This window comes from uncultured Tateyamaria sp., assembly GCF_947497045.1.
Classification (GTDB): Bacteria; Pseudomonadota; Alphaproteobacteria; order Rhodobacterales; family Rhodobacteraceae; genus Tateyamaria.
This window is the reverse complement of sequence record NZ_CANMEU010000001.1, coordinates 510,994-535,856: the sequence shown is the minus strand read 5'-3', so window position 1 is coordinate 535,856 and position 24,863 is coordinate 510,994. Positions and strand designations below refer to the sequence as shown.

Sequence of the window (24,863 nt, the reverse complement as noted above, 5' to 3'; positions counted from 1 at the left end):
AGTGTCCAATTTAATTGACACATCGACATGTCTAACTAGAATGACACTCAACCCCGTGCGGCACGCTCTCGAGTCTGTGATGCGCCGCCCTGCCAAAAAGGAACCACCCTTGGACACCTCCGCCGTTCTGTTGAAAGGCCCCCGCGATCTTGATGTGGGCACGCTGGCGCTGACAGCGCCCGGCGCAACGGATCTGGTTGTTGAGGTTGCGCATTCGGGGATTTCGACAGGCACGGAAAAACTGTTTTGGACCGGCGACATGCCGCCCTTTCCCGGCATGGGATACCCTTTGGTGCCCGGGTACGAATCGGCCGGCGAAGTGGTCGAGGCGGGCCCGATGACCGGCTTCAAACCCGGCGACCGCGTCTTTGTGCCCGGTGCCAACTGCTATGAGGGGGCGTTCGGCCTGTTTGGCGGGGCGTCCCGAACGCTGGTCACTGACAGCGAACGTGTGACCCGCATTGATCCGGCGTTAGGCGCGTCCGGTGCGTTGCTGGCCTTGGCCGCGACTGCCCGCCACGCGATGGCGGGGATGAACAAGGCTGTGCCGGACCTGATCGTGGGCCACGGCGTGTTGGGCCGCTTGCTGGCCCGGCTGACAATTGCCGCAGGCGCGCCTGCGCCCACGGTTTGGGAAATCGACCCGGCCCGGCGCGATGGCGCGATGGGCTATCAGGTGCTCGATCCCGAAACCGACATGCGCCGCGACTACCGCTCGATCTATGACGCGTCCGGGCAGGGCGCATTGCTGAACGATCTTGTCGGGCGCATCGCCAAAGGTGGAGAGATCGTCCTTGCGGGGTTCTATTCCGCGCCGTTGTCCTTCGCCTTTCCGCCCGCCTTTATGAAAGAGGCCCGCTTTCGCGTTGCCGCCGAATGGACGCGCGAAGATCTGGCCGCGACCCGCGCGCTGGTCGAATGCGGCGCGCTGAGCCTTGAGGGTCTGATCACCCATCGTCGTCCTGCCAGGGATGCCCGCGCCGCGTATGAGCAGGCGTTCAGCGATGGCGACTGCCTCAAAATGATTTTGGACTGGGAGCACTGAACGTGAAAGACGAAGTACCGAACCTGAAGGATTTCGATCAGCGTCTGCGGGACGAAGCGCACGAAGACCTCGCTGATATCGTGGCCGAAGAACCCACCTCCAAGACGCAGATTATCGCAATTTATGGCAAGGGGGGCATCGGCAAATCGTTTACGCTCGCGAACCTCAGCCACATGATGGCCGAACAGGGCAAGCGCGTGCTGTTGATCGGGTGCGATCCGAAATCCGATACGACAAGCCTGCTTTTTGGTGGCAAGGCGTGCCCGACCATCATCGAAACCTCGACCAAGAAGAAGCTTGCAGGCGAAGAGGTGAAGATCGGCGATGTGTGCTTCAAGCGTGGTGGTGTGTTTGCGATGGAGCTTGGCGGTCCCGAAGTGGGTCGTGGGTGCGGTGGGCGCGGCATTATCCACGGGTTTGAGCTGTTGGAAAAGCTGGGCTTTCACGATTGGGACTTCGATTATGTCCTGCTTGATTTCCTCGGTGACGTGGTTTGCGGCGGCTTTGGCCTGCCCATCGCGCGCGACATGGCGCAAAAGGTGATCCTGGTCGCCTCCAATGATCTTCAGTCGCTCTATGTGGCCAACAATGTGTGTTCCGCCGTTGAATACTTCCGCAAGCTGGGTGGCAATGTGGGCGTGGCGGGCCTCGTTATCAACAAGGACGATGGCACGGGTGAAGCGGCGGCCTTTGCCGAAGCGGTTGATATTCCGATCCTCGCCGCGATCCCGCAGAATGATGACCTGCGCAAGAAATCCGCGAATTACCAGATTGTCGGCACTGCCGACTCCGAATGGGGCAACCTGTTCGCGGCCCTTGGAGAGAATGTCGCGGTGGCCCCTCCGGTCCGCCCGGCACCATTGGATCAGGATGGGTTACTGAACCTGTTTGATGCCTCCGAAACTGGCGGTGACGTCGTGCTAGAACCGGCGACTGACATGGATATGCGCGGCAGCAATGCCGAGCCCAAGGCCTCGCTGGAGGTGGTCTATGACGAGGCGTGAATCTTTGGATTTCGCATCCCTGACAGGATGCGACCGGCCGGGGCGCGCTGCCCCCCGGACCCCCCGCGGTATTTTTGGTCAAAAGAAACGGATGACCCGTTGAGTGATGAAGTCACATATGACGCCGCGAGCGCGGTGGAGGTGACGAAAGGCCACCTACGCGAGGCAGAGATGCCCGCGCCAAGTGGTGCACCTGTGGACGGTCTTGGCTGCCACTCGGGTTCCGAGATGGAAAAGGCCGCGCGTATGGCGGGCAATTCCGAGATGCTCGACAAGTTTGCGGCTGATTATCCGCAAGGACCCCATGACAAGCCTCAGTCCATGTGCCCGGCATTCGGGTCGTTGCGGGTTGGTTTGCGGATGCGCCGGACGGCGACCGTTTTGTCCGGGTCCGCGTGCTGTGTGTATGGCCTCACCTTTGTGTCCCACTTTTACGGCGCGCGCCGGTCGGTGGGCTATGTGCCCTTCAACTCCGAAACCCTTGTGACGGGCAAGTTGTTCGAGGATATCCGCGAAAGCGTGCATGATCTGGCTGACCCCGACAAATACGACGCGATCGTGGTGACCAATCTGTGTGTGCCCACGGCCTCGGGTGTGCCGCTGCGCCTGCTGCCCAACGAGATCAACGGCGTACGCATCGTCGGTATCGACGTGCCCGGCTTTGGTATTCCGACACATGCAGAGGCCAAGGATGTGCTGGCCGGTGCCATGCTGAAATACGCCCGAGAAGAAGTCGAGGCCGGGCCCGTGGCCGCCCCCGTTGGCGGTAAATCCGATCGTCCCACCGTCGCACTGCTGGGCGAGATGTTCCCGGCTGATCCGATGATGATCGGGCAGATGCTGGCCCCGTTGGGTCTGGCGGCTGGCCCTGTTGTGCCGTGCCGGGAATGGCGCGAGCTTTATGCCGCGCTTGACAGTTCGGTCGTCGCGGCGATCCATCCGTTTTATACTGCTGCTGTGCGCGAATTTCAGGCGGCGGGCCGCCCTGTTGTCGGGTCGGCCCCCGTTGGTCGGGATGGCACGGCCACGTGGCTTGCCGAGATTGGCGCGGCGCATGGATGCTCGGCTGATCAGATTGCAGCCGCTCAAAACGCTGTGCTTCCCGTGATCACCGGCGCGCTCGCCGCGACACCGATCAACGGCACCATCACCCTGTCAGGCTATGAAGGTTCCGAATTACTGGTCGCGCGGTTGCTGATAGAAAGCGGTGCGACGGTGCCTTATGTCGGCACCGCTTGCGCGCGCACCCCTTGGAATGAGGCCGATCAGGCTTGGCTCGAGGACATGGGTGTGAAAGTGAAATTCCGCGCCTCGCTCGAGGATGATTGCGCCGCGATGGAAGCCGTGCAGCCGGACCTTGCCATCGGCACGACCCCGGTTGTGCAAAAGGCCAAGGAGCTGGGCATTCCCGGTCTTTATTTCACCAACCTGATTTCCGCGCGCCCCCTCATGGGCGTGGCCGGGGCCGGATCGCTGGCCGAGGTCATCAATGCCGCCATCGCCAACAAGGGGCGGATGGAGCACATGAAGGAGTTCTTTGAGGGTGTCGGGACCGGTGACACCGCTGGTGTCTGGGAAGGTGCCCCAAATGTGCGCGAGGATTTCCGCGCGCAGAATCAGAAGAAACTTGAACGGCAAGCGAAGGCGGCGAAGGCCGCTGAGATGATATGATGCGCCGTTTTGCATATGTCGGAGCGGGGGTTTCACACCCCCACACCCCCGTGGAGTTTTCCCTGCAAGATGAAGCAGGGGAGAGTCGGGCATGTTGATCATGGATCACGACCGGGCTGGCGGGTATTGGGGCGCTGTCTATGCGTTCTGCGCCGTGAAGGGCCTGCAATGTGTGATTGACGGCCCCGTTGGCTGCGAGAACCTGCCTGTGACGTCGGTGCTTCACTATACGGACGCCCTGCCTCCGCACGAGTTGCCGATTGTCACTACGGGTCTCGGCGAAGAAGAGTTGGGCCGCGATGGTACCGAGGGCGCGATGAAGCGCGCCTGGGGCACGCTTGATCCGGCCCTGCCCGCTGTTGTCGTCACCGGCTCCATTGCCGAGATGATCGGCGGTGGTGTCACGCCTATGGGCACCAACATTCAGAGGTTCCTGCCCCGCACCATTGATGAGGATCAGTGGGAGGCGGCGGACCGTGCCATGACCTGGATTTTTACCGAGTTCGGCATGACGAAAGGGCGCATGCCGCCCGAAAAGAAACGCGAGGAAGGTGCGCGTCCTCGCGTGAACATCCTCGGTCCGATGTATGGCACGTTCAACATGCCATCCGATCTGGCCGAGATCCGGCGGCTGGTCGAAGGGATCGGCTGCGAGGTCAACATGGTGCATCCCTTGGGTGCCCACGTGGCCGAAATGCGAAATCTGGTGAATGCGGATGTGAACATCTGCATGTACCGCGAGTTCGGGCGTGGATTGTGTGAGCTTCTTGCCAAGCCATACTTGCAAGCCCCGATAGGGGTCGAGAGTACCACCAAATTCCTGCGCGCACTGGGGAATTTGGTGGGCCTCGACCCCGAACCTTTTATCGAGCAGGAAAAACACTCCACGCTCAAACCTGTGTGGGACCTGTGGCGGTCCGTCACGCAGGATTTCTTTGCCACCGCATCCTTTGCCGTTGTCGCAAACGAGACCTATGCCCGCGGGATCCGGTTGTTCCTTGAAGATGATATGGGCCTGCCTTGTGCATTTGCGGTCGCCCGTGTTGCGGGCAAGAAGACGAACAACGAAGAGGTGCGCGCCTGGATGGGCCAGAAGCGTCCGCTGGTCGTTTTCGGATCCATCAATGAAAAGATGTATCTGGCGGAGCTGAAGGGCGGGCACGGGCCAAGCCCTGCGTTTATTCCCGCCAGCTTCCCCGGCGCTGCGATCCGCCGTCATACCGGCACGCCCTTCATGGGCTACGCCGGTGCCACCTATATGATTCAGGAAGTGTGCAACGGGCTGTTCGATGCGCTGTTCCACATCCTGCCCTTGGCGACCGACATGGATGCCGCCGAGGCGACCCCGACGACCCTGCGCCGCGATTTCCCATGGGACGCGGATGCGCAGGCCATGCTTGACCGCATTGTCGAGCAACACCCCATCCTGACCCGGATATCTGCGGCAAAAACCCTGCGCGATGCGGCTGAGCAAGCAGCCCTCGCCAGCGGTGCAGACCGGGTTGTGATCGAAACTGTGCGCGCTCTTGATCCGGCCCTGGCCGGGTCGATCCAGACGAATGATCCGGGGGCATCCGGATCGTCAGAGACTGTTTCCGAGGGAGGAACATAAATGACTGACATGACGTCCAACATTGCGACCGAAGCGCCAAAGAAGCGCAGCGCCCAAAAGACCGAATTCATGGTCTATTTCGCGATCATCTTCGTGGCAACACTGCCGCTGGCCTGCCTGACATGGGCGCTGGCCGCGATCAAATCGCGCAGCTTTACCGACAAGGGCCCGATGGCCCGTGCCTGGACCCAAGCCCGGATCATCACGCCGATGATCTTTAACGCTTGATCCGGGCGATCCGACATAAAGGCACGCGCCCTTTGGCGTATGTCACAGAATCTCTCGGCCTGTGTGCGCCTGCCGAGATGCGAGACTGTACGCCTGGCAACAGGTGGACAGAGCCCGGAGGGGGCAACCCCAATGGACCCGGCCGCGGGGTGCGCGGCATCAGCATAAAATTCCGGAGGAATTAATATGGCTGAAAACCTGTCTTTCACAGGTCTCACAGACGAGCAGGCGCAAGAGCTGCACGCTGTCTATATGAGCGGGCTCTGGCTTTTTACAGCCGTTGCCGTTGTCGCTCATTTGGCAGTGTTCATCTGGCGCCCGTGGTTCTGAGGAGGGATTAGCAAATGGCGAAGTTTTACAAAATCTGGCTCATCTTCGATCCCCGTCGTGTGTTTGTCGCACAAGGCGTTTTCCTGTTCCTGCTGGCGGCGATGATTCACCTCGTCCTGCTGAGCACGGACCACTTCAACTGGTTCGAACTGGCTGCTCAAAGCGCCCAGTAAGACCCGTTGATGCGGATCTAAAAACAGTTGCGGGCGGGGCGAACAGTGCGCCCTCGCCTGCCCGCAACAAACCAACAAAAATACCAAGACGGCTTGTCGGCCCCTGTCGGGTCACGCCGCCAACTGCGGAGTTTGAGAGATGGCCTTGCTATCCTTCGAGAGAAAGTATCGCGTCCGGGGTGGGACGCTGATCGGCGGTGATCTGTTCGACTTTTGGGTCGGCCCCTTTTACGTGGGCTTTTTCGGCGTCACGACTGCCTTCTTCAGTCTTTTGGGCACGGTCCTGATTTTCTGGGGCGCGTCACAGCAAGGCACCTTCAATCCCTGGCTGATCAACATCGCGCCGCCGGACCTGTCCTATGGTCTGGGCATGGCACCCCTGCTTGAAGGGGGCCTTTGGCAGATCATCACCTTCTGTGCCACCGGCGCGTTCATCAGTTGGGCGCTGCGCGAGGTCGAGATCTGTCGCAAGCTCGGGATGGGCTATCACGTGCCCATCGGCTTCAGTTTTGCCATTCTGGCCTATGTGACCCTTGTCATCTTCCGCCCGCTTCTGATGGGTGCATGGGGGCATGGATTTCCATACGGGATCTTCAGCCACCTCGACTGGGTCAGCAACACGGGTTATGCCTATCTGCACTTCCACTACAATCCGGCGCACATGCTGGCGGTCACGCTGTTCTTTACCACGACGATTGCGCTGGCGCTACATGGGGGTCTGATCCTGTCGGCGGCGAATCCCGAAAAGGGCGAACTGGCCAAGACACCCGACCACGAGGATGCGTTCTTCCGCGACTATATCGGCTATTCGGTTGGCACATTGGGCATCCACCGCGTCGGCTGGTTGTTGGCCATCAACGCCGTGTTCTTCAGTGCCGTGTGCATCATCATTTCTGGCCCCGTCTGGACGTCGGGCTGGCCCGAGTGGTGGAACTGGTGGCTGAACATGCCAATCTGGGGCAGCGATCCGCTGCCTGTCTATCAATCCGGTTTTGGGGGCTGAGCGCATGATTGAGTATCAAAACATTTTTGCGCAGGTTCAGGTGCAGGGCACTCCGGACTGGGGCATGGACGACAGCGGTGAAATGATGGCGGACCGCGCTGGCAAGCCGCGTTTCTCTACCTTGTTTGGCCTGCTTGGCAATGCGCAGTTGGGGCCGATCAACATCAGCTCGTACGGGGTGATCTCGTGCGTGTGCTTTATGATCTGGTTCAACATTGTTGGATTTTCGATGCTGGCGCAGGTTGGCTGGTCGGTGCCCGAATTCATCCGGCAACTGTTCTGGCTGGCGCTCGAACCTCCGGGGCCTGAATATGGGCTGAGCATGCCACCACTCAACGATGGGGGCGCCTTCATCATCGCGGGCATGTTCTTTCTGGCGGGTTGCGTCACATGGTGGCTGCGGACCTATCAACTGGCGCAACAGCACAAGATGGGCAAACACCTCGCCTGGGCCTTTGCGGCACTGTTGTGGCTGATCCTTGTGCTGGGCCTGTTCCGTCCCATCCTGATGGGCTCATGGAGCGAGGCGGTGCCCTACGGTATCTTCGCGCACCTTGACTGGACGACGGCATTCTCGATCCGCTACGGCAACCTCTATTACAACCCGTTTCACTGTCTGAGCATCGTGTTCCTTTATGGGTCGGTCCTGCTGTTCTGCATGCATGGCGGTACCATCCTGGCGGTGACCCGCTATGGCGGGGACCGCGAGTTGGAACAAATCTATGACCGGGGCACCGCGACCGAACGGGCCGCCCTGTTCTGGCGCTGGACCATGGGCTTCAACGCCACGATGGAAGGCATTCACCGGTGGGCCTGGTGGTTCGCGGTACTGACCCCGATCACGGGCGGCATCGGTATCCTGCTGACCGGCACGGTCGTGGACAACTGGTTCATCTGGGCACAGGAACACAACTTTGCGCCCATGTATGACGGTGCCTATGGCTATGCGGACTATGGCAGTTACGAAACCTTTATTGGGAAGGAGAACTGAGCAATGTTTCCCAAGTGGTTTGACAAATGGAATGCGGACAACCCCACGAACATCTTCGGCCCGGCCATTGCGGTCGGTGTCGCGGGCGGGGCGATCTTTGCAGCCGCACTGATCGTCACATGGGGCAACCCGGCGCAGACTGAAAGCATGCAGACCGGCCCGCGCGGCACGGGCATGTCGGTGCCGGAATACAATGTCTCGCGCGCGGCCCCCGATCCCACGATCGAGGCCTATTACACCGAAGAACCTTACATCCCTGAAGGGGGCGAGGAACTGGCCAAGGACATCTACGAGAATGTTCAGGTGCTGGGTGAGTTGACGGATGACAACTTTAACCGGGTGATGCTGGCCATGACCCAATGGGTCAGCCCCGAAGAAGGTTGCGCCTATTGTCATGGGGATGTCGACATCTCGGAATACGGATCGGATGACCTTTATACCAAGGTTGTCAGCCGCCGCATGGTCCAGATGACCCAGAACATCAACGAGAACTGGGATGGGCATGTCAACGCGGTCGCCGAGGTGGGGGTGAACTGCTACACCTGCCACCGCGGCCAGAACGTGCCAAGCGACATCTGGTTCAATGTGACCCCGGTCAATCAGAACGTCGAAGGCTGGTCTGCGGTGCAGAACCGCGCAACGACCATGAGCGGCTCTACCTCGCTGCCGTCATCGGCCCTCGAAGTCTATCTGACCGATTATGACAGCATGGTGAATGTGCACGATCTGGAAAGCCGGGTTGCGGGCGTTCCGGGCCTGACCGAGGATGTGCATTCGATCCAGAAGACCGAGATGACCTTCAGCCTGATGAACTACTTTGCCAATTCGTTGGGAGTGAACTGCGTGTTCTGTCACAACAGCCGCGCGTTCTATGATGCGGGTCAGTATACCCCGCAATGGGGTATTGCCCAATTGGGCCGTCAGATGGTTATTGAGACGAACGCCGAATATCTGATCCCGCTTGAGGGAACCTATCCGCCCGAGCGCCTTGGCCCAATCTATGCCGATGCGCCCAAGATCGGCTGCCGGACCTGCCACAAAGGTTACCAGCGCCCATTGCAAGGCATGAACGTGATCGCCGCCTGGCCCGAATTGGCCAAGACCGGGGCCCCTGTCTACGAATGATCTGCTGTGGGGCGGAGGACACCTCCGCCTTACGGGCCAAAGATGCTGCCGGGCGGTCCGAGATCGCCCCGCAACGCCAGGTTCGGACCGTCGGCTTCCTGGTCCGGGCACGGGGTCCTCTGACTCCGGTTCCTTTCCTGTTGGCTACAGGAACCTGGCGCCGTGCTTGTTTGGTCAGGCACGGCGCTTTTTGCCCCTCAGGCTCGCAGGCAAGGCGGGTGGGGCGCTTGAAGAAAAGGATGTGCGCGATGACCAATACCCCGTTGCTGGACAAAGTGGCTGGCCCTGCTGACCTCAAACGCCTGTCGGACGCGGACCTGACCGCATTGGCCCATGAGTTGCGCGGCGATGTGATCGAGGCGGTCAGTCGCACGGGTGGCCATCTTGGATCATCTCTCGGGGTGGTGGAATTGACGGTGGGCATCCACGCCGTGTTCGACACGCCCCGCGATAAGCTGATCTGGGACGTGGGCCACCAGTGCTATCCGCACAAGATCCTGACAGGCCGCCGTAATCGTATGGGCACGCTGCGCCAGCAGGGCGGCCTGAGCGGTTTCACCAAGCGCGCCGAAAGCGATTTTGATCCCTTTGGGGCCGCGCATTCCTCGACATCCATTTCAGCCGCTCTCGGGTTCACTGTGGGCCGCGATATGGGGATGCCGACCGGCGATGCGGTCGCCGTCATCGGGGACGGGTCAATCAGCGCAGGCATGGCCTATGAGGCGCTCAATAACGCTGGCCATGAGGGCCGCCGCCTGTTCGTGATCCTCAATGACAACGAGATGTCCATCGCACCGCCCACGGGGGCGATGAGCACGTATTTATCAAACCTCACCCGCACTTCCCCGCTCGCCCCGTTGCAAGCCATCGCCGAAGGGATGGAAAGCGCGCTGCCCAAGCCCATGCGCGACGGTGCGCGGCGTGCCCGCGAGATGGTCACCGGAGTGGAAAACAAAGGCACATTTTTCGAAGAGCTTGGCTTTGACTATATCGGTCCCATTGACGGCCACGATATGGCGCAGGTGCTGTCCGTCCTGCGTGGGGCGCGTGCACGCGCCACGGGTCCCGTGCTGATCCACGCCTGTACCATCAAGGGCAAAGGATATGCGCCCGCCGAGGGATCGGCTGACAAATATCACGGTGTATCAAAGTTTGATGTCGAAACCGGCGCGCAGTCCAAGGGCAAGAGCAACGCGCCCTCCTACACGTCCGTTTTCGGAACCACGCTGGCTGATCTGGCCGCTGAAGACCCAAAAATTGTCGCCATCACCGCTGCGATGCCGGGCGGTACCGGTGTCGACAAGATCGCCGAACGGTTTTCAGGCCGTGTGTTTGACGTGGGTATTGCAGAGCAACACGGCGTGACATTTGCTGCCGGTATGGCGGCCAGTGGCCTCAAACCGTTCTGCGCGATCTATTCGACGTTCCTGCAACGGGGGTATGATCAGGTGGTGCATGATGTGGCGCTGCAAGGCTTGCCTGTGCGGTTCGCAATCGACCGGGCCGGGCTTGTCGGTGCGGATGGGGCGACCCATGCGGGGTCCTTTGATATCGGATACCTGTCCGCTCTGCCGGGCATGGTCGTGATGGCGGCCGCCGATGAGGCCGAGTTGATGCATATGGTGACCACAGCGGCAGCCCATGACAGCGGCCCGATTGCATTCCGCTATCCGCGAGGCAATGGGCGCGGGGTGGATATGCCCGAAAGGGGTGAGATGCTGGAGATCGGCAAAGGGCGGATGATCCAGGAGGGGTCGGATGTGGCCCTGTTGAGCCTTGGAGCGCACCTTGATGAATGCGAACGCGCGGCTGCGCTTTTGGAGGCTGACGGCGTATCGGTCAGCATCGCAGATGCGCGGTTTGCCAAGCCGCTGGACATGGCGATGATCCGCGATCTGGCCACACGACATGCTGTCCTTGTCACCGTCGAACAGGGGGCGATGGGTGGCTTTGGGGCCATGGTGTTGCAAGCGATGGCGTCCGAAGGGTTGCTGAATCAGGGCCTGAAGGTGCGCACCATGCATCTCGCAGATCGGTTCATCGATCAGGCTGGCCCGGATGAAATGTATGCTGATGCGGGGCTGAATGCGGACAGCATTGTTGAGACCGTTCGTGGTGCCTTGGGCCAGACAAGCAGCAATGTCGTTGATCTGAAGGCGTGATGGTTTTCATTTAGGCAATAGCCGTCGGAGGTTCTTACTGTTGAGCGTTGTGCCCGATGTGGCTTTGGGAGCCTCCGGCGGAGGTATTTTTAGCGAAAGGAAGCAGCACGGGCGCGTGCTTGGGAGGCTTGTGCGGGCAGTCCCGACTTCTCGTATACATCTGCCAGCATTGTGTTGAGCGGGACGCCGTCGGGGTCGTAACTGCGCCGCATCTCGAGCACCTGTTGCGCCTGTGATGTGCGCCCGGATTTCACCAGCGCATCGAGGTGGATTTGCTCGAATAGGTCCCGCTGCGCGTGGCTGCCGCCGCATTCGGCCAAGCGGGGCAGCGCCTTGCCCAGAAACCGGATTGTGTCGTCATAATCGCCTGCGCCATGTGCGGCGATCCCGTGCGCCGCCCAAAGGGCCACGTCGCGCCATGTGTCGACGTCGTGCTGTGTGTCGTCTTCGGCTCGCGCCTCAATGGCCTTGAGCAGCGTTTCGGCCTCGGGCCGCCCGGTGCGCCCAAGCGCGTAAAGGTACTGCAGCGTTAGGAAGGGCGACGTGGTATCGGCCCCCCGATTGGCCACATGATCTGCGACCTCTTGCCAGCGCGCACCAACGTCGATGCCTGCGAATTCGAGCCGGGCCAGTAAGGAGACCGCGCCGATCTGGTCTTGGGAGTAGTCCTTGGACAGTCCCCAGACATGAGTGTCGTAAGCGGTCAATACATCCTCTCTCCGCCCCGCAGAGATGTAAAACAAGGCCAGATGCCACCAGTTGTGGCTGTGCATGAAGCTGTTGAGGTTGGCCCAATGATGCGCGACCGACTCCAAGAACGCGGTGCCCGCACTGACCTGTCCACGGGTGAGGTAGATATGGGCCAGCGCATGATGCGCCCATGGCTCGCTTTCATCGAGTGACATGGCGTGCCGGGCCGCCGCTTCGGCCTCATCCAGCAGGTGGCATTCCTCAAATCCGAAGGCCAACATGCCATGCGCGTACGCGATATCGCTGGCCCCGGGCTGCGCCTTTTGTGCGATCCGCAGCATGGCCGGAAAGTCGCCGATGTTGAATGTGTGATACTGCCCGAGCTTGAGCATCACCATGTCGCGTGGATAGGCGCTGACCGTGGCCTCGCACAACTCGATCAGTTTGGGAATCTTGCCGGTGACAAACAGGCGCGCGGCCTCGACCGCCTCGACTTCGCGCGGGGTCAGGCCGGTTGCGGCTTTGGCGTTCTCAAGGAAGGGCTGTGCGAGTTTTGGGGCGGCGGGGGCTTCGAGCAGCATATAGAGGATCGCGGCATAGGCATTGGCGAGCCCATTGCCTGGGTCTGCTTTGGCGGCCTTGAGTACGTTGACCGCCTTGGTCTGGAAACTGATGAAGCCGTGTACGAAATCGTCGATCCCCTGGCGGGTCATTTCATTGTCGGTGGTGATGGGCAGGCCGTAAAGATCGTGCATGGATGTCCCCTCAGATCGGGTGTTTGGTCGTGTAGGCGCGTACGTGGTCGGCCACGATTTCGGGCGCATCCCAGTGGATCGAATGCCCGGCTCCTTCGATGATATGATGCGGCAGGTGGCTGAGTACGGCCAGAATGTGATCAGGCGGCACAATCAGATCAAGCGCGCCGAGCAGCACTTGCGTCGGGCATTTCGGGCTGGCCAGATCGGTGCCATCAAACCCGCGCAGGGCTGTCAGCTGGTGTTCCATCGCATCGGCCGATTGGGCGTGCGGGTAGGCCAGGCTATCCGCGACGGCCTGACCCACCGCACCCGGGTCATGGTATACACGCGGGTTGAACAGCCATGGAAACAGCGCGTGCAGCCATGTGTCCGCCGGCGCGTTGCTGCGCCGTATCGTGATGAGGTTCGCAAACAGCGCGGTGTTGCGCGGCAATCGGATCGGGGCCGAGGCCGCAATGTGGGTGGAGGCAAGCCGGGCCGGAATGTCCTGCGCCATGTGCAGCGCAATGATCCCGCCCATTGAGTGACCCAGCACGTGAAAGCGCTCGTGCTCAAGCGTGTCCATCAGGGCGATGGCGTCTTTGCACATGTGATCGATGGAGACGGGCGCATCCCATGGTGTGGTTTGCCCTGTGGTCCGATTGTCGATCCGGATGCAGGTGAAATGATCGCACAGTAAGGGCACCAGCGGCGTCCAACTGGCGTGATCGGACATGAACCCGGCCAGCATCAACAGGGGCGGGCCGTTGCCTGTCACCTCGTAATGCAGGCTGATGTCGCCGTGATCAAGTTTGGGCATTGAGTTTGCTCCAGGTGGGCAGCAGATCATCAGGCGCAGCGGTGGCTGCATAGACGCCCCGCGCGATGGCCCGTGACAGGCACAACGCGGCGGCGTGCCCGATTTGCGCCAGATCCGTTGGTGTGCTGAGGGGCTTGGCCGAGGTTGACACCGAAAACACCAGATCGCCGTCCGCAGGACTGTGCGCCGGGACGCATGCCCGCGCGATGCCGTCATGGGCGGCGATGGCGACCCGCTGGCACTGTGCCTTGTCCAGCGTTGCGTCCGTGGCGACAATTGCGATTGTTGTGTTTGCCCGCTCCATCATTGCGCCGAGTTTGCGACTATCAAGCGTGCGTCCAAGGCCAGCCGCCGGGTCGGTGCCAAGCCCACCGAACTCGCCATCGATCTCGAACGGGGCGGCCCAGAAATGCTTGTCCCCGGGGGTCGTCACGCTGCCCATCGGATTGGCCACCACCAATGCCCCGACCGTCATGCCATTGCCAAGCATGAATGAGGCGGTTCCAAGCCCGCCTTTCATCATTGCGGTCATCGCACCCGTTCCAGCGCCGATAGTGCCAATCTCGGTGCGCGTGGTGGCTGCGTTTAATGCGGTGCGGCCCAAGGCAGGGTAGGGTGTGTCCGTCCAGTCCTTGTCTCCGCCTGACAGCAGATCGAAGATAATCGCGCCGGGAACGAGTGGGATGACCGCTGTGCCGACCCTGTATCCGCGCCCCTGATCCCGCAGGCCAGCCATAACGCCTGAACAGGCATCAAGGCCGTAAGCGGACCCCCCTGCAAGCACCAGTGCATCCACTTGCGCCACGGATTTGTCCGGGGCCAGCAGGTCGGTTTCGCGCGTGCCCGGTGCGCCGCCCAATACGGAGACGGAGGCGGTGAAGGGCGCGTCGCTGGTCAGCACCGTGACCCCGGATTTCAGTGCGTCATCCTGAGCATGACCGACCATCAGCCCCTCAATGTCCGTGATCGCGTTTTGCGGGCCTGGGATCATTTGATTTCATGCCTCCGGCGGCGGTATTTTTGGTCAAAAGAAGTCTCAGATACGCGGTTTTGGGGCGGCCGTGGTGGGATCGCCCGTGTTTGGCACACCTTTGGGTTCGATCAGCAAGACATGGCATTCTTTTTGGGCGCGGGGGCGGTGCGTGACACCTTTGGGGACGATAAAAAGCTCGCCGGTTTTGACGATGTGGCTTTGGTCGTCGATATCCATCGCCATTTCGCCATCCAGGACCAGAAAAAAGTCATCGGTGTTCTCATGCAGGTGAAAGGGGAATTCGCCCTGAAACTTCACCACCATGACGTCATTGCCGTTGTAGTCCGCCACCACATGCGGGTCCCAGTGGGTGCTGAACCTGGCCAGCTTGTCGGCGAGACTTATGGGTTTCATATGCAGCGCCCTCCGTCGATTTCCATGGCAACGCCCGTGATCATCGAGGCCGCATCCGAGCACAGGAACGTGGCCGCAGCCCCCATGTCTTGTGGTGTCGAGAAGCGGCCCAACGGGATTGTCGACAGGAATTTGGCCCGGATTTCGGGCGTGTCTTCTCCCATGAAAGATTTCAGCAATGGGGTTTCGCCCGCAACGGGGTTGATTGCGTTCACCCGAATGCCGTTGGGGGCGAGTTCGACGGCCATGGCCTTGGTGGCCGTGATCATCCACCCCTTCGAGGCGTTGTACCAGTTCAGCCGGGGTCGGGGGCTCACCCCTGCGGTTGAAGCCACGTTGAGGATGGCTCCGGCCCCTCGTGACTTCATGTGCGGGACAATGGCGCGTGCGGTCAGGTAGACCGACTTGGCGTTCACGGCCAACACGCGGTCAAAGTCTTCTTCGCTGACGTCCTCCAGGGCTGTCGGTATGTGTGTGATCCCGGCATTGTTCACGAGGATGTCGATATGGCCAAAGATATCAAGTGCACGGGCGGTCATCGCCTGCACCGAGGCCCCGTCTGCGACGTCGACCTCTATCGCGTGGCCGTTGACCTCGGTCGCGATTTCCCGCGCCCCATCGCCATTGAGATCGGCCACCAGCACACGTGCGCCTGCGGCTGCAAAGGCCCGTGCAATCCCAGCCCCGAAACCGGAGGCGGCCCCTGTGACAATCGCAGTCTTGCCCTCTAGTTGCATGCTGTGTCCTTTGTCTGACCCTCTGCGCATCGTTGAGCAGGTGGCATTTGTTTTCAAGGGTGCACGGCGTCAACCCGTGGCCCGCCCGCCGGATTGGTCAAAACAGAAGCCCGTGGAAAAGCTTGCCTCGTCGGATGCCAGCCAGCAGGCCATCGCTGCGATTTCTTCGACCGTGCCGAAGCGACCCATGGGGATCTTGGACTGCATGAAGTCGATATGGTCTTGGGTCATTTGCTCAAAGATCGCGGTGCGCACGGCAGCTGGTGCGATGGCGTTGCAGGTCACCCCGGTTGTGGCAAGTTCCTTGCCCAAGGATTTGGTCAACCCGATCACACCGGCCTTGGAGGCGGAATAGGCGGGCGCGTTGGGGTTTCCTTCCTTTCCGGCGATGGAGGCGATGTTGATGATCCGCCCCCAACCCTTGGCCGCCATGATCGGAGCCGCAGCCCGGCAGCAATAGAATACCGCGTTCAGGTTAAGGTTCTGCACCGCCAGCCAATCGGCCACGGGATAATCCCATGTGGTCGTGTTGGGGCCTGTGATCCCGGCGGAGCAGACAAGGATGTCAGGGCTGGCTTGGGTCATTGCGGCGCTGACGGCTTCGGCATCGGTCACGTCGATCTGCCGGGTGGCGTGAGTGTCAATCCGTGCCAGCGCGTCCGCGTCAATGTCCCAGACTTCGACCCGCCCCCCTTCGGCGGTAATCCGTGTGGCGATCCCTGCGCCAAGTCCCGCAGCCCCGCCTGTGATGACAGCACTGCGCCCTGCGAACCTGTTTTCAAATATCATGGGGTGTCCTTTCCCAGTGGCAGCCGTTGCACGTGACGCATCTGCCCATCGCCCGCTTGTGTCGATTTTTCGTGGACAAAGCCAAGTCGCATCCAAAAGACCCGCGCCCTTGGGTTGGTGTCAAGCACGGCGATCCGCAGGCAGGCGGCATTGTCTGCGCGCGCTTGGTCGATCACATGCTGTGCCATCCGCTTGCCAAGTCCGGCACCCCGTTTGGCGGGATCCAGCAGCAGCAGACCCAAATACCAGTCATCGGGCTCGTAATACCCTTTGAGGCAGGTCGCGATCGCATCAAGCGTGTCAGACCGATGCCCCCAGCACCAGACTTGATCGGATGGAACCGTGGGCGGCGCGTCCGTCATCGTCTCGTGGACATAGGCGGCATCCGGGGCCATCCCGGTTTCCAGCCGCACGTAGTCGCTTGCGCGTTGGCACAGATCGAGCACTTGCGTGCTGTCCTTGGGATAATGGAGTTGCGCGATGTCACCCATGATGGGCCGCGACGGTTTTGAGGGTGGAAAAGCCGTAAAGCGCTTCGAACCCTTTTTCGCGCCCATGGCCCGATTTACCGATCCCGCCAAAGGGCAATTCGACTCCGCCGCCAGCGCCATAGTTGTTGATGAACACCTGACCGGCCCGCAACTGCTTTGCCAGCCGCATCTGGCGCGCGCCATTGGCTGTCCAGATGCTCGCGACGAGGCCGTAATCAGTGCTGTTGGCGATGGCCACCGCGTCCTCTTCGGTGTCAAACGGGATCAGAACCTGAACTGGCCCAAAGATTTCGTCACGCGCGAGGGCGTGATCGGGGGGGACGTCCGTGAACAGCGTCGGAACGACATAGGCTCCACGGTCGGGGGCATTTTGCAACGTGCCCTTGGCCGCGATCTGCAAGTTGGCCCCTTGCGCCAGAAAGCCGTCGACGATTTCCTTTTGGCGGCTTGAGATCAACGGACCAACCCGCAGATTGTCCATTGCTGGCCCTACCGTGAGGTCGGCATAGGCTTGGGTCATACGGTCACGCACTGCATCGTAGACCCCGCGCTGCACCAGAATGCGCGAAGAGGCGGAGCAGGTCTGGCCCGCGTTCTGGATGCCCGCATTGACAAGAAACGGTAGGGCCGCCTCAAGATCCGCATCGTCAAACACCAGTTGCGGTGACTTGCCACCCAATTCGAGCGTGACGGGCACCACATTTGCACCTGCGGCCTGTTGCACCAATGCGCCTGTACGTACGGAACCGGTGAAACTTATGTGCTGCACATCCGGATGCGCGGCCAGCGCGGCGCCTGCTTCGGCCCCTAGACCCGGCACGACATTCAGCGCGCCGTCGGGCAGCCCTGCGTCCTGGCAGATATGAGCGAAGGCGAGTGCGGTCAGGCAGGCCTCTTCCGCAGGTTTCAAGACGCAGGCGTTGCCCATGGCAAGGGCGGCCCCCACGCTGCGCCCGATGATCTGCATGGGGTAGTTCCAAGGTACGATATGGCCCGTCACACCATGCGGTTCGCGCAGCGTGTAGACGGTGTAGCCATCCAGATAGGGGATGGTTTCGCCCATGACCTTGTCCGCCGCACCGCCGTAAAACTCCATGTAGCGGGCCAGCGCGATAGCATCTGCGCGCGCCTGGGTCAGGGGCTTGCCGACGTCATGCGCCTCGATTGCGGCCAACTGGTCGATCCTGTCGAGGACCACGTTGCCAATACGGGTGAGAATACGCCCTCGTTCGGTGGCGCTCATGCGGCCCCAATCGCTTTGGCGGGCAAGGTGGGCGGCGGTCACTGCGGCATCAATGTCAGTGACACTGCCCCGCGCGATCTGAGCCAATGCGGTTCCGTCCGACGGGTTGATCAAAGTCAGGGTCGCATCTGCCGCGCGCCACCCGCCGCCAATCAGCATCAGTGAGGGGTCAAACCATATGGCGTCGGTCATTGCATCACTTTCGTCTTGGAGGATGCAGGCAGGGTCGGGGCCGCATCAATCAGGGTTTGAGTATAGGGGTGCGTGGGTGCGGTGAATACCGCCTCGGTCGCACCCTGTTCGACGATTTGGCCCGCCTGCATCACCAACACCCGATCCGTAATCGTGCGCACGACGCTGAGGTCATGCGAGATAAACAGATAGGTCAGATCGTATTGCACGCATAGCCCGGCGATCAGGTCGAGGATTTGGGCACGCACCGATACATCAAGCGCACTTACCGCTTCGTCAAATACGATCAGGTCGGGTTGGATGATCAGGGCACGCGCAATGGCGAGCCTTTGGCGTTGGCCGCCGGAAAACTGATGCGGATACTTTTGAGCATCGCCTGGCGAGAGCCCCACGGCGGTCAGCGCCCCGGCAATGCGATCGCCCGTGTTGTCAGGGGGCGTGTCGAGCAGATGAAAGGGTTCGGTGATCAGGCGCGCGACACGGTGGCGGGGGTTGAAGCTGCCATAGGGATCTTGAAAGACGACCTGCATACGGCGGCGCACGGTAAGGTCGGGTGCGCCGCCGCTGAACACGGGCGTACCGTCTAGTGTGATGGAGCCTGATTGCACTGGCTCAAGCCCCAATATGGCCCGCGTCAGTGTCGATTTCCCACATCCGGATTCACCGACCAGCCCAACCCGTTCGCCACGGGCAATGTCAAAGCTGACACGATCCACCGCGCGGTGGGTGGCGGGGCGCCGAAAGAGCCGCGTGCGGGGCAGGGCATAGTCGCGCACCACGTTTTCGACGCGCAGCAACGGGGCGGTTTGAGCAATCTCTGGCAGGGTGACCTGATGGTTTGATGCGGCAAACAAGGCCTGGGTATAGGGATGCTGAGGGCTGGTGAGTAAGGCGGGGGTGTCCCCCGCCTCGACCACGGCACCGTTTTGCATGACGATGATGCGTTGCGCCAATTGGGCGACCACGGCAAGGTCATGGGTGATCATCATCAACCCCATCCCATCCTCGCGGGCAAGCTGCACCAGCAAATCAAGAATTTGGGCCTGGGTCGTGACATCCAGCGCAGTTGTCGGCTCATCCGCGATCAGCAGCTTGGGACCACAGGCAATCGCAATGGCGATCACCACGCGTTGGCGTTGCCCGCCGGACAGCTCGTGCGGATAGCGCGACATCGGGATCAGACCGGGCGGCAACCCGACGCGGGCCAGCACCTCGGAGGCGTGCGTTGCCGGATCAAGATCGGGGCGGTGCAGGCGCACGGTTTCGGCCACCTGCGCTCCGATGGTCTGGACGGGATTCAACGCGGTCATGGGTTCCTGAAAGACCATGCCAACGATGTCGCCGCGCAGACGGCACAGCGCCGCTTCGTCCATGGCCGTCACGTTGTTGCCATCCAGCACGATCTGTCCATCAACCTCAGATCCATCTGGCAACAGCTGCATTACGGCCAGCGCGGTCATGGATTTGCCCGACCCGCTTTCGCCAGTGATGGCCACAACCTCGCCTGCATCAATTTGTAACGACACATCCTGAAGGATCGATGTCCCCCGGATCGACAAGGACAGGTTTTCGACCGAAAGCAGGCTCATACCCGGGCCACGCGCAGCTTGGGATCAAGCGCGTCGCGCAACCCGTCGCCCAACAGATTCAGACCCAACACGGTCAGGATGATCGCGAAGCCGGGTACCAGCGCCATGTGGGGCGCGATGCTGACCAGCGTTTGGGCATCGGCCAGCATCCGCCCCCAACTTGGGGTCGGTGGCTGCGCGCCAAGGCCCACATAGGACAGCGCCGCCTCGGCCAATATCCCAAGTGAAAACTGGATTGTCGCCTGCACAATCAGCAAATTGGCGATGTTGGGCAGCACATGTTCATAGCTGATCCGCCCCGCCCCTTTGCCCGCCACACGGGCGGCCAGAATGAACTCGCGCGCCCAGATCGGCAATGCGCCACCGCGCGTCACGCGGGCAAAGACGGGGATGTTGAAAATGCCAATGGCGATGATCGCATTGATCGCACTTGCACCAAAAATCGCTGTGATCAGGATCGCGATCACGAGGCTGGGAAAGGCAAAGATCAGATCATTGCCGCGCATGATGACTTCGTCCACCCAGCCCCCTTGGCGGGCCGCTGCCCATAGGCCCAAGGGAACCCCCAGCCCGATCCCGATGCCCACCGCAACAAAGGCCACCGCAATCGAGGTGCGTGCCCCCACCATGATCATCGAAAACATGTCCCGCCCAAAGTGATCAGTGCCAAACCAGTGCGTCCCGTTTGGGGTCTGCAATTTGGTGGGAATGTTCATCGCCGTATGCTCAAACGGCGTCCAGACGAAAGACACCAACGCGGCCAGGACAACCAAAGCCGACAGCGCGCCGCCCAGGATCAACGTGCGGCTCATGCGCGTGCCCTCAACCGTGGATCAACCGCAGCATAGGCCAGATCGACAAGAAAATTCATCACAATCACCGCAAAGACAAGCAGCATCGTGACGCTTTCAACCACGATCAGGTCCCGCGCCGAAATGCTTTGGAAAATCAGCCGCCCCAGACCGGGCAGATAGAACACTTGCTCAATGATGATCCCGCCGGCCAGCAGGAACGAGAACTGCAAGCCAAGGATCGTCAGCACCGGGATCATGGCATTGCGCAACCCGTGACGGCGCAGAGCCTGAGCCCGGCTCAACCCCTTGGCGCGCGCGGTGCGCATGAAATCCTCGCCCATCACATCCAGAAGGGCCGACCGCATCACCCGTGCAAGGATCGCAGCCTGCGGCAAGGCAAGCGCAATCGCGGGCAGCGTCAGCGATTTCAAGGCCGCAAAAATACCCTTGTCCCACCCCGCAAACCCACCCGCGCTGAACCAGCGCAGATTGATCGCGAAGACCAGCACCAGCATCATCGCAAACCAGAAATTCGGGATGGCCACACCGATCTGGGTCGCGCCCATTACCCCGATATCGCCCGCCTTGCCCCGGCGTGCGGCGGCGTAAATCCCGGCCGGAAAGGCGATCAGGGTAGACAGCGTCAGCGCATAGATCGCAAGCGGCAGGGACACCCACAACCGATCGCCGATCATCTCGGCCACGGGCGTGCGGTACTGATATGAGGTGCCGAAGTCGCCCTGAAGCATGCCCACGACCCAGCCCAGATACCGCTGCAATTTGGACTGATCGAGGCCAAGTTCGGCGCGCAAAGCGGCCAGCGTGTCCTCTTGCGCGTTGATCCCCAGCATAAAGGACGCAGGATCGCCCGGGGCGACCTCAATCACCGCAAAGATCACCAGCGATGCGATGGCAAGGCTGATCATCAAGGACAGCAAGCGTTTGAGGGCGTAGCGCAACATATGATCACGACGTTAGGCGGGGTCAGGGGGGCAGGCAAGCGGGTCGACGTCCAAATGGGCTGCGGCGGCCTGACCTCTTGCCGATCCGGGCACAGTCGCTATGGTCACGGTGTGAAGCGCCCCTTGTTCATCGGCTCGGAAATCTATCGTGGATCGCCTTATGGCGGCTGGCATCCGTTGCGCGTGCCGCGGGTGTCGACGGTAATGGATCTGTCGCGCGCCCTGGGATGGTTGCCTGCGCAAGCATACGTGCCCAGTCCGCGCGCCAAACCGGATACGTTAACGGTCTGGCACACGCCAGACTATGTCGCCGCGCTGCATGCCGCAGAGGTGGCTCAACAGGTGGGCGATGCGGTCAAGGCACGCCACGCCCTCGGCACCCCGTCGAACCCGGTGTTCCCCGAAATGTATCGCCGTCCCGCAACAGCGGCGGGCGGGTCGTTGCTGGCAAGCGAATTGCTGGCCAAGGGCGGCATCGTCTATCACCCCGCAGGTGGTACACATCACGGTATGCCGGATCGGGCTGGCGGGTTCTGCTATCTCAATGACCCGGTGCTTGCGATCCTGTCACTGCGCCGAAACGGGGCGCGCCGCATCGCCTATGTCGATATCGACGCCCATCATCCAGACGGGGTTGAGGTCGCGTTTGGCGATGATACGGATGTGCTGATGGTATCGGTGCATGAAGATGAACTATGGCCGCGCACCGGCCCGACCGGAGTGACCGGACAGCGGAGCATCATCAATCTGGCTGTACCGCGCGGGCTGCATGACGATGACATGGCTCTTATCCAGGATCAGGTGATCCTGCCCAATGTCACAGGTTTCAAACCTGATGCTATCGTCTTGCAATGTGGTGCCGACGGGGTCGAGGAAGACCCACAAGCCCACCTGTCCCTGTCAAATCAAGCGCATTGGGCAATCGTACAAAGCGTCATGGGCCTCGCCCCCCGACTGCTGGTCTTGGGCGGTGGCGGGTATAACCCGTGGTCCGTGGGGCGCTTATGGACGGGCGTGTGGGGAATACTGAACGGATTTGCTATTCCAGACCGGGTGAACCCGGGGTCCGAAACGATCCTGCGCAGTTTGAGGTTCGACGGCAATCCGTCCATGGCGGCGCAGTTGTCTGACCACTCAGACACTCGATCCAATCGACTTGGCCTATAAATTGTGCGCTTTTCTTGGAACAGCCGGGATTTGTGCTGTGACCTGCAGACACATTGTTCAAGCCAGAACACACCCTGACCGTTTCAAGTGCGCCGAGAAGCGCGGTTCGTCAGTCTATGCGCAAGCGAAGGGTGCGGGTGACATGATCTTGAAGGGGGGGTGGAACCCCAAGGCTCGTGGCCAATGACTTCCAGTCGGCAAAGGCGTTTTGTGTCCGTTCAAGTATTTGGCTTTCACGCCCGCGTGGCAGTCCAGCGTATTCTGCGAGATGTTTCAGATCCGCGCGCGTAAAACCCGATGTCTTTCCGTTGATGCTGAGTTGATGGAAACTCGTAAAAGCGCTGCCTTCAGCGTGGCAAAGATCGTAGGCAGGTGAGAGGCTCCAGTCCCCATTGCGGTCCATCATAAACCCGAAGTTCTTGACATGGTCATCTTGGTTGCAACCGACGATGTTGAAGATGACACGGCGGAACTGTTCTTCGATCTCAGCTTTGGGCATGTCGAGCTCTTTCATCAACATAAACAGCTGTTCGTAGGAATGGGCACCACTCTCGAAATAGTCGTAATGCGCAAGCGCTGCGAAGGTTTGCACGAATTTCTTGCCACCCCTGTCATCCCGATCAAAGCGGCGTGTCATGAAGTGGTTCCGTCCGTTCTCTGAGAACACACGGCTTTCCATCATATTGATGCCGCAGGCCTTGGCCATCTCATAGTAGCTAAATTCCAAGAGTCCGTAGCCTATCGGATCGGCGACGCCCCAATCCCCACTAAACTCAACGCCGTCAAATTTGATCAACCAATGTTCAAATCCTTCTGCGAGATCGAGCTGACCTGATCTGATATGATGGGTCTGAGGATTAAATGCGATAACCGCCTTGGCGCGTGCGCCGCCCGCTGATGTGCCAACGTTCAAAATATCGAGTAAAGCCTCCTCGCCACCGGCTTCTTCAAACTTCGTGTTCAACGTCTCCTTGCTTGCAAATGCCATTGATGCGAGTTGGGTTAGCTGTTCGATCTCCAACTGCTTGTCATCTGGCATATCGGGACGCTTTGAGGGTTCAAACTCAAGCGCGCCCATGCCACGTCGCCCTGTGTAGCAAAGCCTGTCAACCGCGTTGAAGTCTTCGGGTTTTCGCCCGGTTTGCGCAAGCCAGACATCGATCAGGCGTTGGCCGTATTTGTCAGGCAAACTGTCGGCGATCATCCCGGGCATCCCGTGAAACGAGCGCGGATGCAGATCTGGAAACTGATAAATCTGGCTCGAAACAACCGGCATGTGGATTGGTGCGGGTTCTACTGCCAGACCAGCAAAATCGGGATCATACTCAAAACGTGCAAAGCGCTCCGATGCATCCATCGCGACATAGCCAATTGTCGTCCCCCACAGCTTAATGGTCGCCGTGCTCATTCGGTTTCATCTCCCCATCTCTTCCCTGAGGATGTTGTGCGCTTCGTTGTTTTTGATTGCGCCCTGACCTGTGCCAATGGTGACTCGATGCTCTCAGGTAGTAACTGCTCTACACCCGAGAGCATCTTCAGCGCCTTCAGGAGCTTGAGCCACGATTCCATCTGGCTGCCTTCTCCAGCCTCAATCCTGCGCAACGTGGCAACGCCAAGTCCCGCTTCACGCGCGAGGTCATCTTGAGAAAACCCGCGCTGCTTTCGGTGCTTAGCAAGGCGTGTCCCGAGTTCTTCCAGGATAATGGTGTCAGGTGTCAGGCTGTTGATCTTCATCCTATCACTTTCAATAGCTTTTGGGCAAATTGACGCTTTTTCAATCATAATTGATAGCATGATTGGGAGTGCGGAGTCTATGGCATGCTGGCCGCATAGGCTCCAAATCCATATCATATATGATAGTAATATTGCAAAAAAGTAAAAAAAAGATCAAAATTGATAGCGAACTCTGGAATCTCGACTG

General features: G+C 60.4%; 25 protein-coding genes. 12 read left to right on the top strand and 13 right to left on the bottom strand.

Going from position 1 to position 24,863, the window contains the following annotated elements; genetic code table 11:
* Positions 1–109: 109 nt before the first annotated feature.
* The 11 genes from bchC to dxs all read left to right on the top strand — a co-directional run bounded on the left by bchC (position 110) and on the right by dxs (position 11,344).
* On the top strand, positions 110–1,045 hold the full coding sequence (gene bchC, locus Q0859_RS02855) for a chlorophyll synthesis pathway protein BchC (RefSeq protein WP_299147383.1): 936 nt from the start codon (positions 110–112) through the stop codon (positions 1,043–1,045).
* A gap of 2 nt (positions 1,046–1,047) precedes the next feature.
* Positions 1,048–2,049: a chlorophyllide a reductase iron protein subunit X gene (locus tag Q0859_RS02850; RefSeq protein WP_299147382.1), complete on the top strand. Its 1,002-nt coding sequence runs from the start codon at positions 1,048–1,050 to the stop codon at positions 2,047–2,049.
* Positions 2,050–2,148: 99 nt separating this feature from the next.
* On the top strand, positions 2,149–3,720 hold the full coding sequence (gene bchY / locus Q0859_RS02845) for a chlorophyllide a reductase subunit Y (RefSeq protein WP_299147381.1): 1,572 nt from the start codon (positions 2,149–2,151) through the stop codon (positions 3,718–3,720).
* Positions 3,721–3,811: 91 nt separating this feature from the next.
* Complete coding sequence (gene bchZ, locus Q0859_RS02840; protein WP_299147380.1) at positions 3,812–5,332, top strand: chlorophyllide a reductase subunit Z; 1,521 nt, start codon at positions 3,812–3,814, stop codon at positions 5,330–5,332.
* Positions 5,333–5,560 carry a cytochrome PufQ gene (gene pufQ, locus Q0859_RS02835; RefSeq protein WP_299147379.1) on the top strand — a complete coding sequence of 76 codons (228 nt, stop codon included), beginning with the start codon at positions 5,333–5,335 and terminating at the stop codon, positions 5,558–5,560.
* Positions 5,561–5,746: 186 nt separating this feature from the next.
* Positions 5,747–5,890, top strand: a complete 144-nt coding sequence (pufB, locus tag Q0859_RS02830; protein WP_223421471.1) for a light-harvesting antenna LH1, beta subunit — start codon at positions 5,747–5,749, stop codon at positions 5,888–5,890.
* Between the two features lie 14 nt (positions 5,891–5,904).
* Positions 5,905–6,063, top strand: a complete 159-nt coding sequence (gene pufA, locus Q0859_RS02825; protein ID WP_159975336.1) for a light-harvesting antenna LH1, alpha subunit — start codon at positions 5,905–5,907, stop codon at positions 6,061–6,063.
* A gap of 139 nt (positions 6,064–6,202) precedes the next feature.
* Complete coding sequence (gene pufL, locus Q0859_RS02820) at positions 6,203–7,066, top strand: photosynthetic reaction center subunit L (RefSeq protein WP_299147378.1); 864 nt, start codon at positions 6,203–6,205, stop codon at positions 7,064–7,066.
* A 4-nt stretch (positions 7,067–7,070) separates the two neighbouring features.
* Positions 7,071–8,057 (top strand): photosynthetic reaction center subunit M, encoded by a 987-nt coding sequence (pufM, locus tag Q0859_RS02815; RefSeq protein ID WP_299147377.1) that lies wholly within the window; start codon positions 7,071–7,073, stop codon positions 8,055–8,057.
* Between the two features lie 3 nt (positions 8,058–8,060).
* Positions 8,061–9,182, top strand: a complete 1,122-nt coding sequence (gene pufC, locus Q0859_RS02810; RefSeq protein WP_299147376.1) for a photosynthetic reaction center cytochrome PufC — start codon at positions 8,061–8,063, stop codon at positions 9,180–9,182.
* Positions 9,183–9,430: 248 nt separating this feature from the next.
* Entirely contained in the window at positions 9,431–11,344 is a 1,914-nt protein-coding gene (dxs, locus tag Q0859_RS02805; protein WP_299147374.1) for a 1-deoxy-D-xylulose-5-phosphate synthase, read from the top strand.
* An 89-nt stretch (positions 11,345–11,433) separates the two neighbouring features.
* Here dxs and Q0859_RS02800 read toward each other — a convergent pair whose 3' ends face one another.
* From Q0859_RS02800 to Q0859_RS02750, 11 genes are all read right to left on the bottom strand, one after another.
* Positions 11,434–12,789 carry a tetratricopeptide repeat protein gene (locus Q0859_RS02800; protein ID WP_299147373.1) on the bottom strand — a complete coding sequence of 452 codons (1,356 nt, stop codon included), beginning with the start codon at positions 12,787–12,789 and terminating at the stop codon, positions 11,434–11,436.
* Between the two features lie 10 nt (positions 12,790–12,799).
* Positions 12,800–13,591, bottom strand: coding sequence for an alpha/beta fold hydrolase (locus Q0859_RS02795; protein ID WP_299147372.1), 792 nt, complete (start codon positions 13,589–13,591; stop codon positions 12,800–12,802).
* A complete protein-coding gene (locus tag Q0859_RS02790; RefSeq protein WP_299147371.1) occupies positions 13,578–14,582 on the bottom strand; it encodes a P1 family peptidase in 1,005 nt (334 codons plus the stop codon). Before Q0859_RS02790 ends, Q0859_RS02795 begins: the two co-directional genes overlap by 14 nt.
* Positions 14,583–14,627: 45 nt before the next feature.
* Positions 14,628–14,978 carry a cupin domain-containing protein gene (locus Q0859_RS02785; RefSeq protein ID WP_299147369.1) on the bottom strand — a complete coding sequence of 117 codons (351 nt, stop codon included), beginning with the start codon at positions 14,976–14,978 and terminating at the stop codon, positions 14,628–14,630.
* Positions 14,975–15,715, bottom strand: a complete 741-nt coding sequence (locus tag Q0859_RS02780; RefSeq protein WP_299147368.1) for a glucose 1-dehydrogenase — start codon at positions 15,713–15,715, stop codon at positions 14,975–14,977. Before Q0859_RS02780 ends, Q0859_RS02785 begins: the two co-directional genes overlap by 4 nt.
* A 69-nt stretch (positions 15,716–15,784) precedes the next feature.
* Entirely contained in the window at positions 15,785–16,504 is a 720-nt protein-coding gene (locus Q0859_RS02775) for an SDR family NAD(P)-dependent oxidoreductase (RefSeq protein ID WP_299147367.1), read from the bottom strand.
* A complete protein-coding gene (locus Q0859_RS02770) occupies positions 16,501–16,995 on the bottom strand; it encodes a GNAT family N-acetyltransferase (protein WP_299147366.1) in 495 nt (164 codons plus the stop codon). The genes Q0859_RS02775 and Q0859_RS02770 overlap by 4 nt, the downstream gene beginning before the upstream one ends.
* The gene (locus Q0859_RS02765) at positions 16,988–18,430 is read right to left on the bottom strand and encodes an aldehyde dehydrogenase family protein (RefSeq protein ID WP_299147365.1); all 1,443 of its coding nucleotides are present in this window, start codon (positions 18,428–18,430) and stop codon (positions 16,988–16,990) included. Before Q0859_RS02765 ends, Q0859_RS02770 begins: the two co-directional genes overlap by 8 nt.
* Entirely contained in the window at positions 18,427–20,019 is a 1,593-nt protein-coding gene (locus Q0859_RS02760; RefSeq protein WP_299147364.1) for an ABC transporter ATP-binding protein, read from the bottom strand. The genes Q0859_RS02765 and Q0859_RS02760 overlap by 4 nt, the downstream gene beginning before the upstream one ends.
* Complete coding sequence (locus Q0859_RS02755; protein WP_299147363.1) at positions 20,016–20,831, bottom strand: ABC transporter permease; 816 nt, start codon at positions 20,829–20,831, stop codon at positions 20,016–20,018. The genes Q0859_RS02760 and Q0859_RS02755 overlap by 4 nt, the downstream gene beginning before the upstream one ends.
* The gene (locus tag Q0859_RS02750; RefSeq protein ID WP_299147362.1) at positions 20,828–21,775 is read right to left on the bottom strand and encodes an ABC transporter permease; all 948 of its coding nucleotides are present in this window, start codon (positions 21,773–21,775) and stop codon (positions 20,828–20,830) included. Before Q0859_RS02750 ends, Q0859_RS02755 begins: the two co-directional genes overlap by 4 nt.
* A 54-nt stretch (positions 21,776–21,829) precedes the next feature.
* Between Q0859_RS02750 and Q0859_RS02745 the strand changes: the two genes are divergently transcribed.
* Positions 21,830–22,942 carry an acetoin utilization protein AcuC gene (locus tag Q0859_RS02745; RefSeq protein ID WP_299147515.1) on the top strand — a complete coding sequence of 371 codons (1,113 nt, stop codon included), beginning with the start codon at positions 21,830–21,832 and terminating at the stop codon, positions 22,940–22,942.
* A gap of 109 nt (positions 22,943–23,051) precedes the next feature.
* On the opposite strand, the gene Q0859_RS02740 is transcribed toward Q0859_RS02745, so the two are convergent.
* The gene (locus Q0859_RS02740; protein ID WP_299147361.1) at positions 23,052–24,350 is read right to left on the bottom strand and encodes a type II toxin-antitoxin system HipA family toxin; all 1,299 of its coding nucleotides are present in this window, start codon (positions 24,348–24,350) and stop codon (positions 23,052–23,054) included.
* Positions 24,347–24,724, bottom strand: a complete 378-nt coding sequence (locus Q0859_RS02735) for a helix-turn-helix transcriptional regulator (RefSeq protein WP_299147360.1) — start codon at positions 24,722–24,724, stop codon at positions 24,347–24,349. The genes Q0859_RS02740 and Q0859_RS02735 overlap by 4 nt, the downstream gene beginning before the upstream one ends.
* Positions 24,725–24,863 lie beyond the last annotated feature (139 nt).

Coding starts and splice junctions, on each gene's coding strand:
- bchZ (WP_299147380.1), top strand. CDS start 3,812: ATGTTGATCATGGATCACGACCGGGCTGGCGGGTATTGGGGCGCTGTC.
- pufQ (WP_299147379.1), top strand. CDS start 5,333: ATGACTGACATGACGTCCAACATTGCGACCGAAGCGCCAAAGAAGCGC.
- pufB (WP_223421471.1), top strand. CDS start 5,747: ATGGCTGAAAACCTGTCTTTCACAGGTCTCACAGACGAGCAGGCGCAA.
- pufA (WP_159975336.1), top strand. CDS start 5,905: ATGGCGAAGTTTTACAAAATCTGGCTCATCTTCGATCCCCGTCGTGTG.
- pufL (WP_299147378.1), top strand. CDS start 6,203: ATGGCCTTGCTATCCTTCGAGAGAAAGTATCGCGTCCGGGGTGGGACG.
- pufM (WP_299147377.1), top strand. CDS start 7,071: ATGATTGAGTATCAAAACATTTTTGCGCAGGTTCAGGTGCAGGGCACT.
- pufC (WP_299147376.1), top strand. CDS start 8,061: ATGTTTCCCAAGTGGTTTGACAAATGGAATGCGGACAACCCCACGAAC.
- dxs (WP_299147374.1), top strand. CDS start 9,431: ATGACCAATACCCCGTTGCTGGACAAAGTGGCTGGCCCTGCTGACCTC.
- Q0859_RS02800 (WP_299147373.1), bottom strand. CDS start 12,789: ATGCACGATCTTTACGGCCTGCCCATCACCACCGACAATGAAATGACC.
- Q0859_RS02795 (WP_299147372.1), bottom strand. CDS start 13,591: ATGCCCAAACTTGATCACGGCGACATCAGCCTGCATTACGAGGTGACA.
- Q0859_RS02790 (WP_299147371.1), bottom strand. CDS start 14,582: ATGATCCCAGGCCCGCAAAACGCGATCACGGACATTGAGGGGCTGATG.
- Q0859_RS02785 (WP_299147369.1), bottom strand. CDS start 14,978: ATGAAACCCATAAGTCTCGCCGACAAGCTGGCCAGGTTCAGCACCCAC.
- Q0859_RS02780 (WP_299147368.1), bottom strand. CDS start 15,715: ATGCAACTAGAGGGCAAGACTGCGATTGTCACAGGGGCCGCCTCCGGT.
- Q0859_RS02775 (WP_299147367.1), bottom strand. CDS start 16,504: ATGATATTTGAAAACAGGTTCGCAGGGCGCAGTGCTGTCATCACAGGC.
- Q0859_RS02770 (WP_299147366.1), bottom strand. CDS start 16,995: ATGGGTGACATCGCGCAACTCCATTATCCCAAGGACAGCACGCAAGTG.
- Q0859_RS02765 (WP_299147365.1), bottom strand. CDS start 18,430: ATGACCGACGCCATATGGTTTGACCCCTCACTGATGCTGATTGGCGGC.
- Q0859_RS02760 (WP_299147364.1), bottom strand. CDS start 20,019: ATGAGCCTGCTTTCGGTCGAAAACCTGTCCTTGTCGATCCGGGGGACA.
- Q0859_RS02755 (WP_299147363.1), bottom strand. CDS start 20,831: ATGAGCCGCACGTTGATCCTGGGCGGCGCGCTGTCGGCTTTGGTTGTC.
- Q0859_RS02750 (WP_299147362.1), bottom strand. CDS start 21,775: ATGTTGCGCTACGCCCTCAAACGCTTGCTGTCCTTGATGATCAGCCTT.
- Q0859_RS02745 (WP_299147515.1), top strand. CDS start 21,830: ATGGGCTGCGGCGGCCTGACCTCTTGCCGATCCGGGCACAGTCGCTAT.
- Q0859_RS02740 (WP_299147361.1), bottom strand. CDS start 24,350: ATGAGCACGGCGACCATTAAGCTGTGGGGGACGACAATTGGCTATGTC.
- Q0859_RS02735 (WP_299147360.1), bottom strand. CDS start 24,724: ATGATTGAAAAAGCGTCAATTTGCCCAAAAGCTATTGAAAGTGATAGG.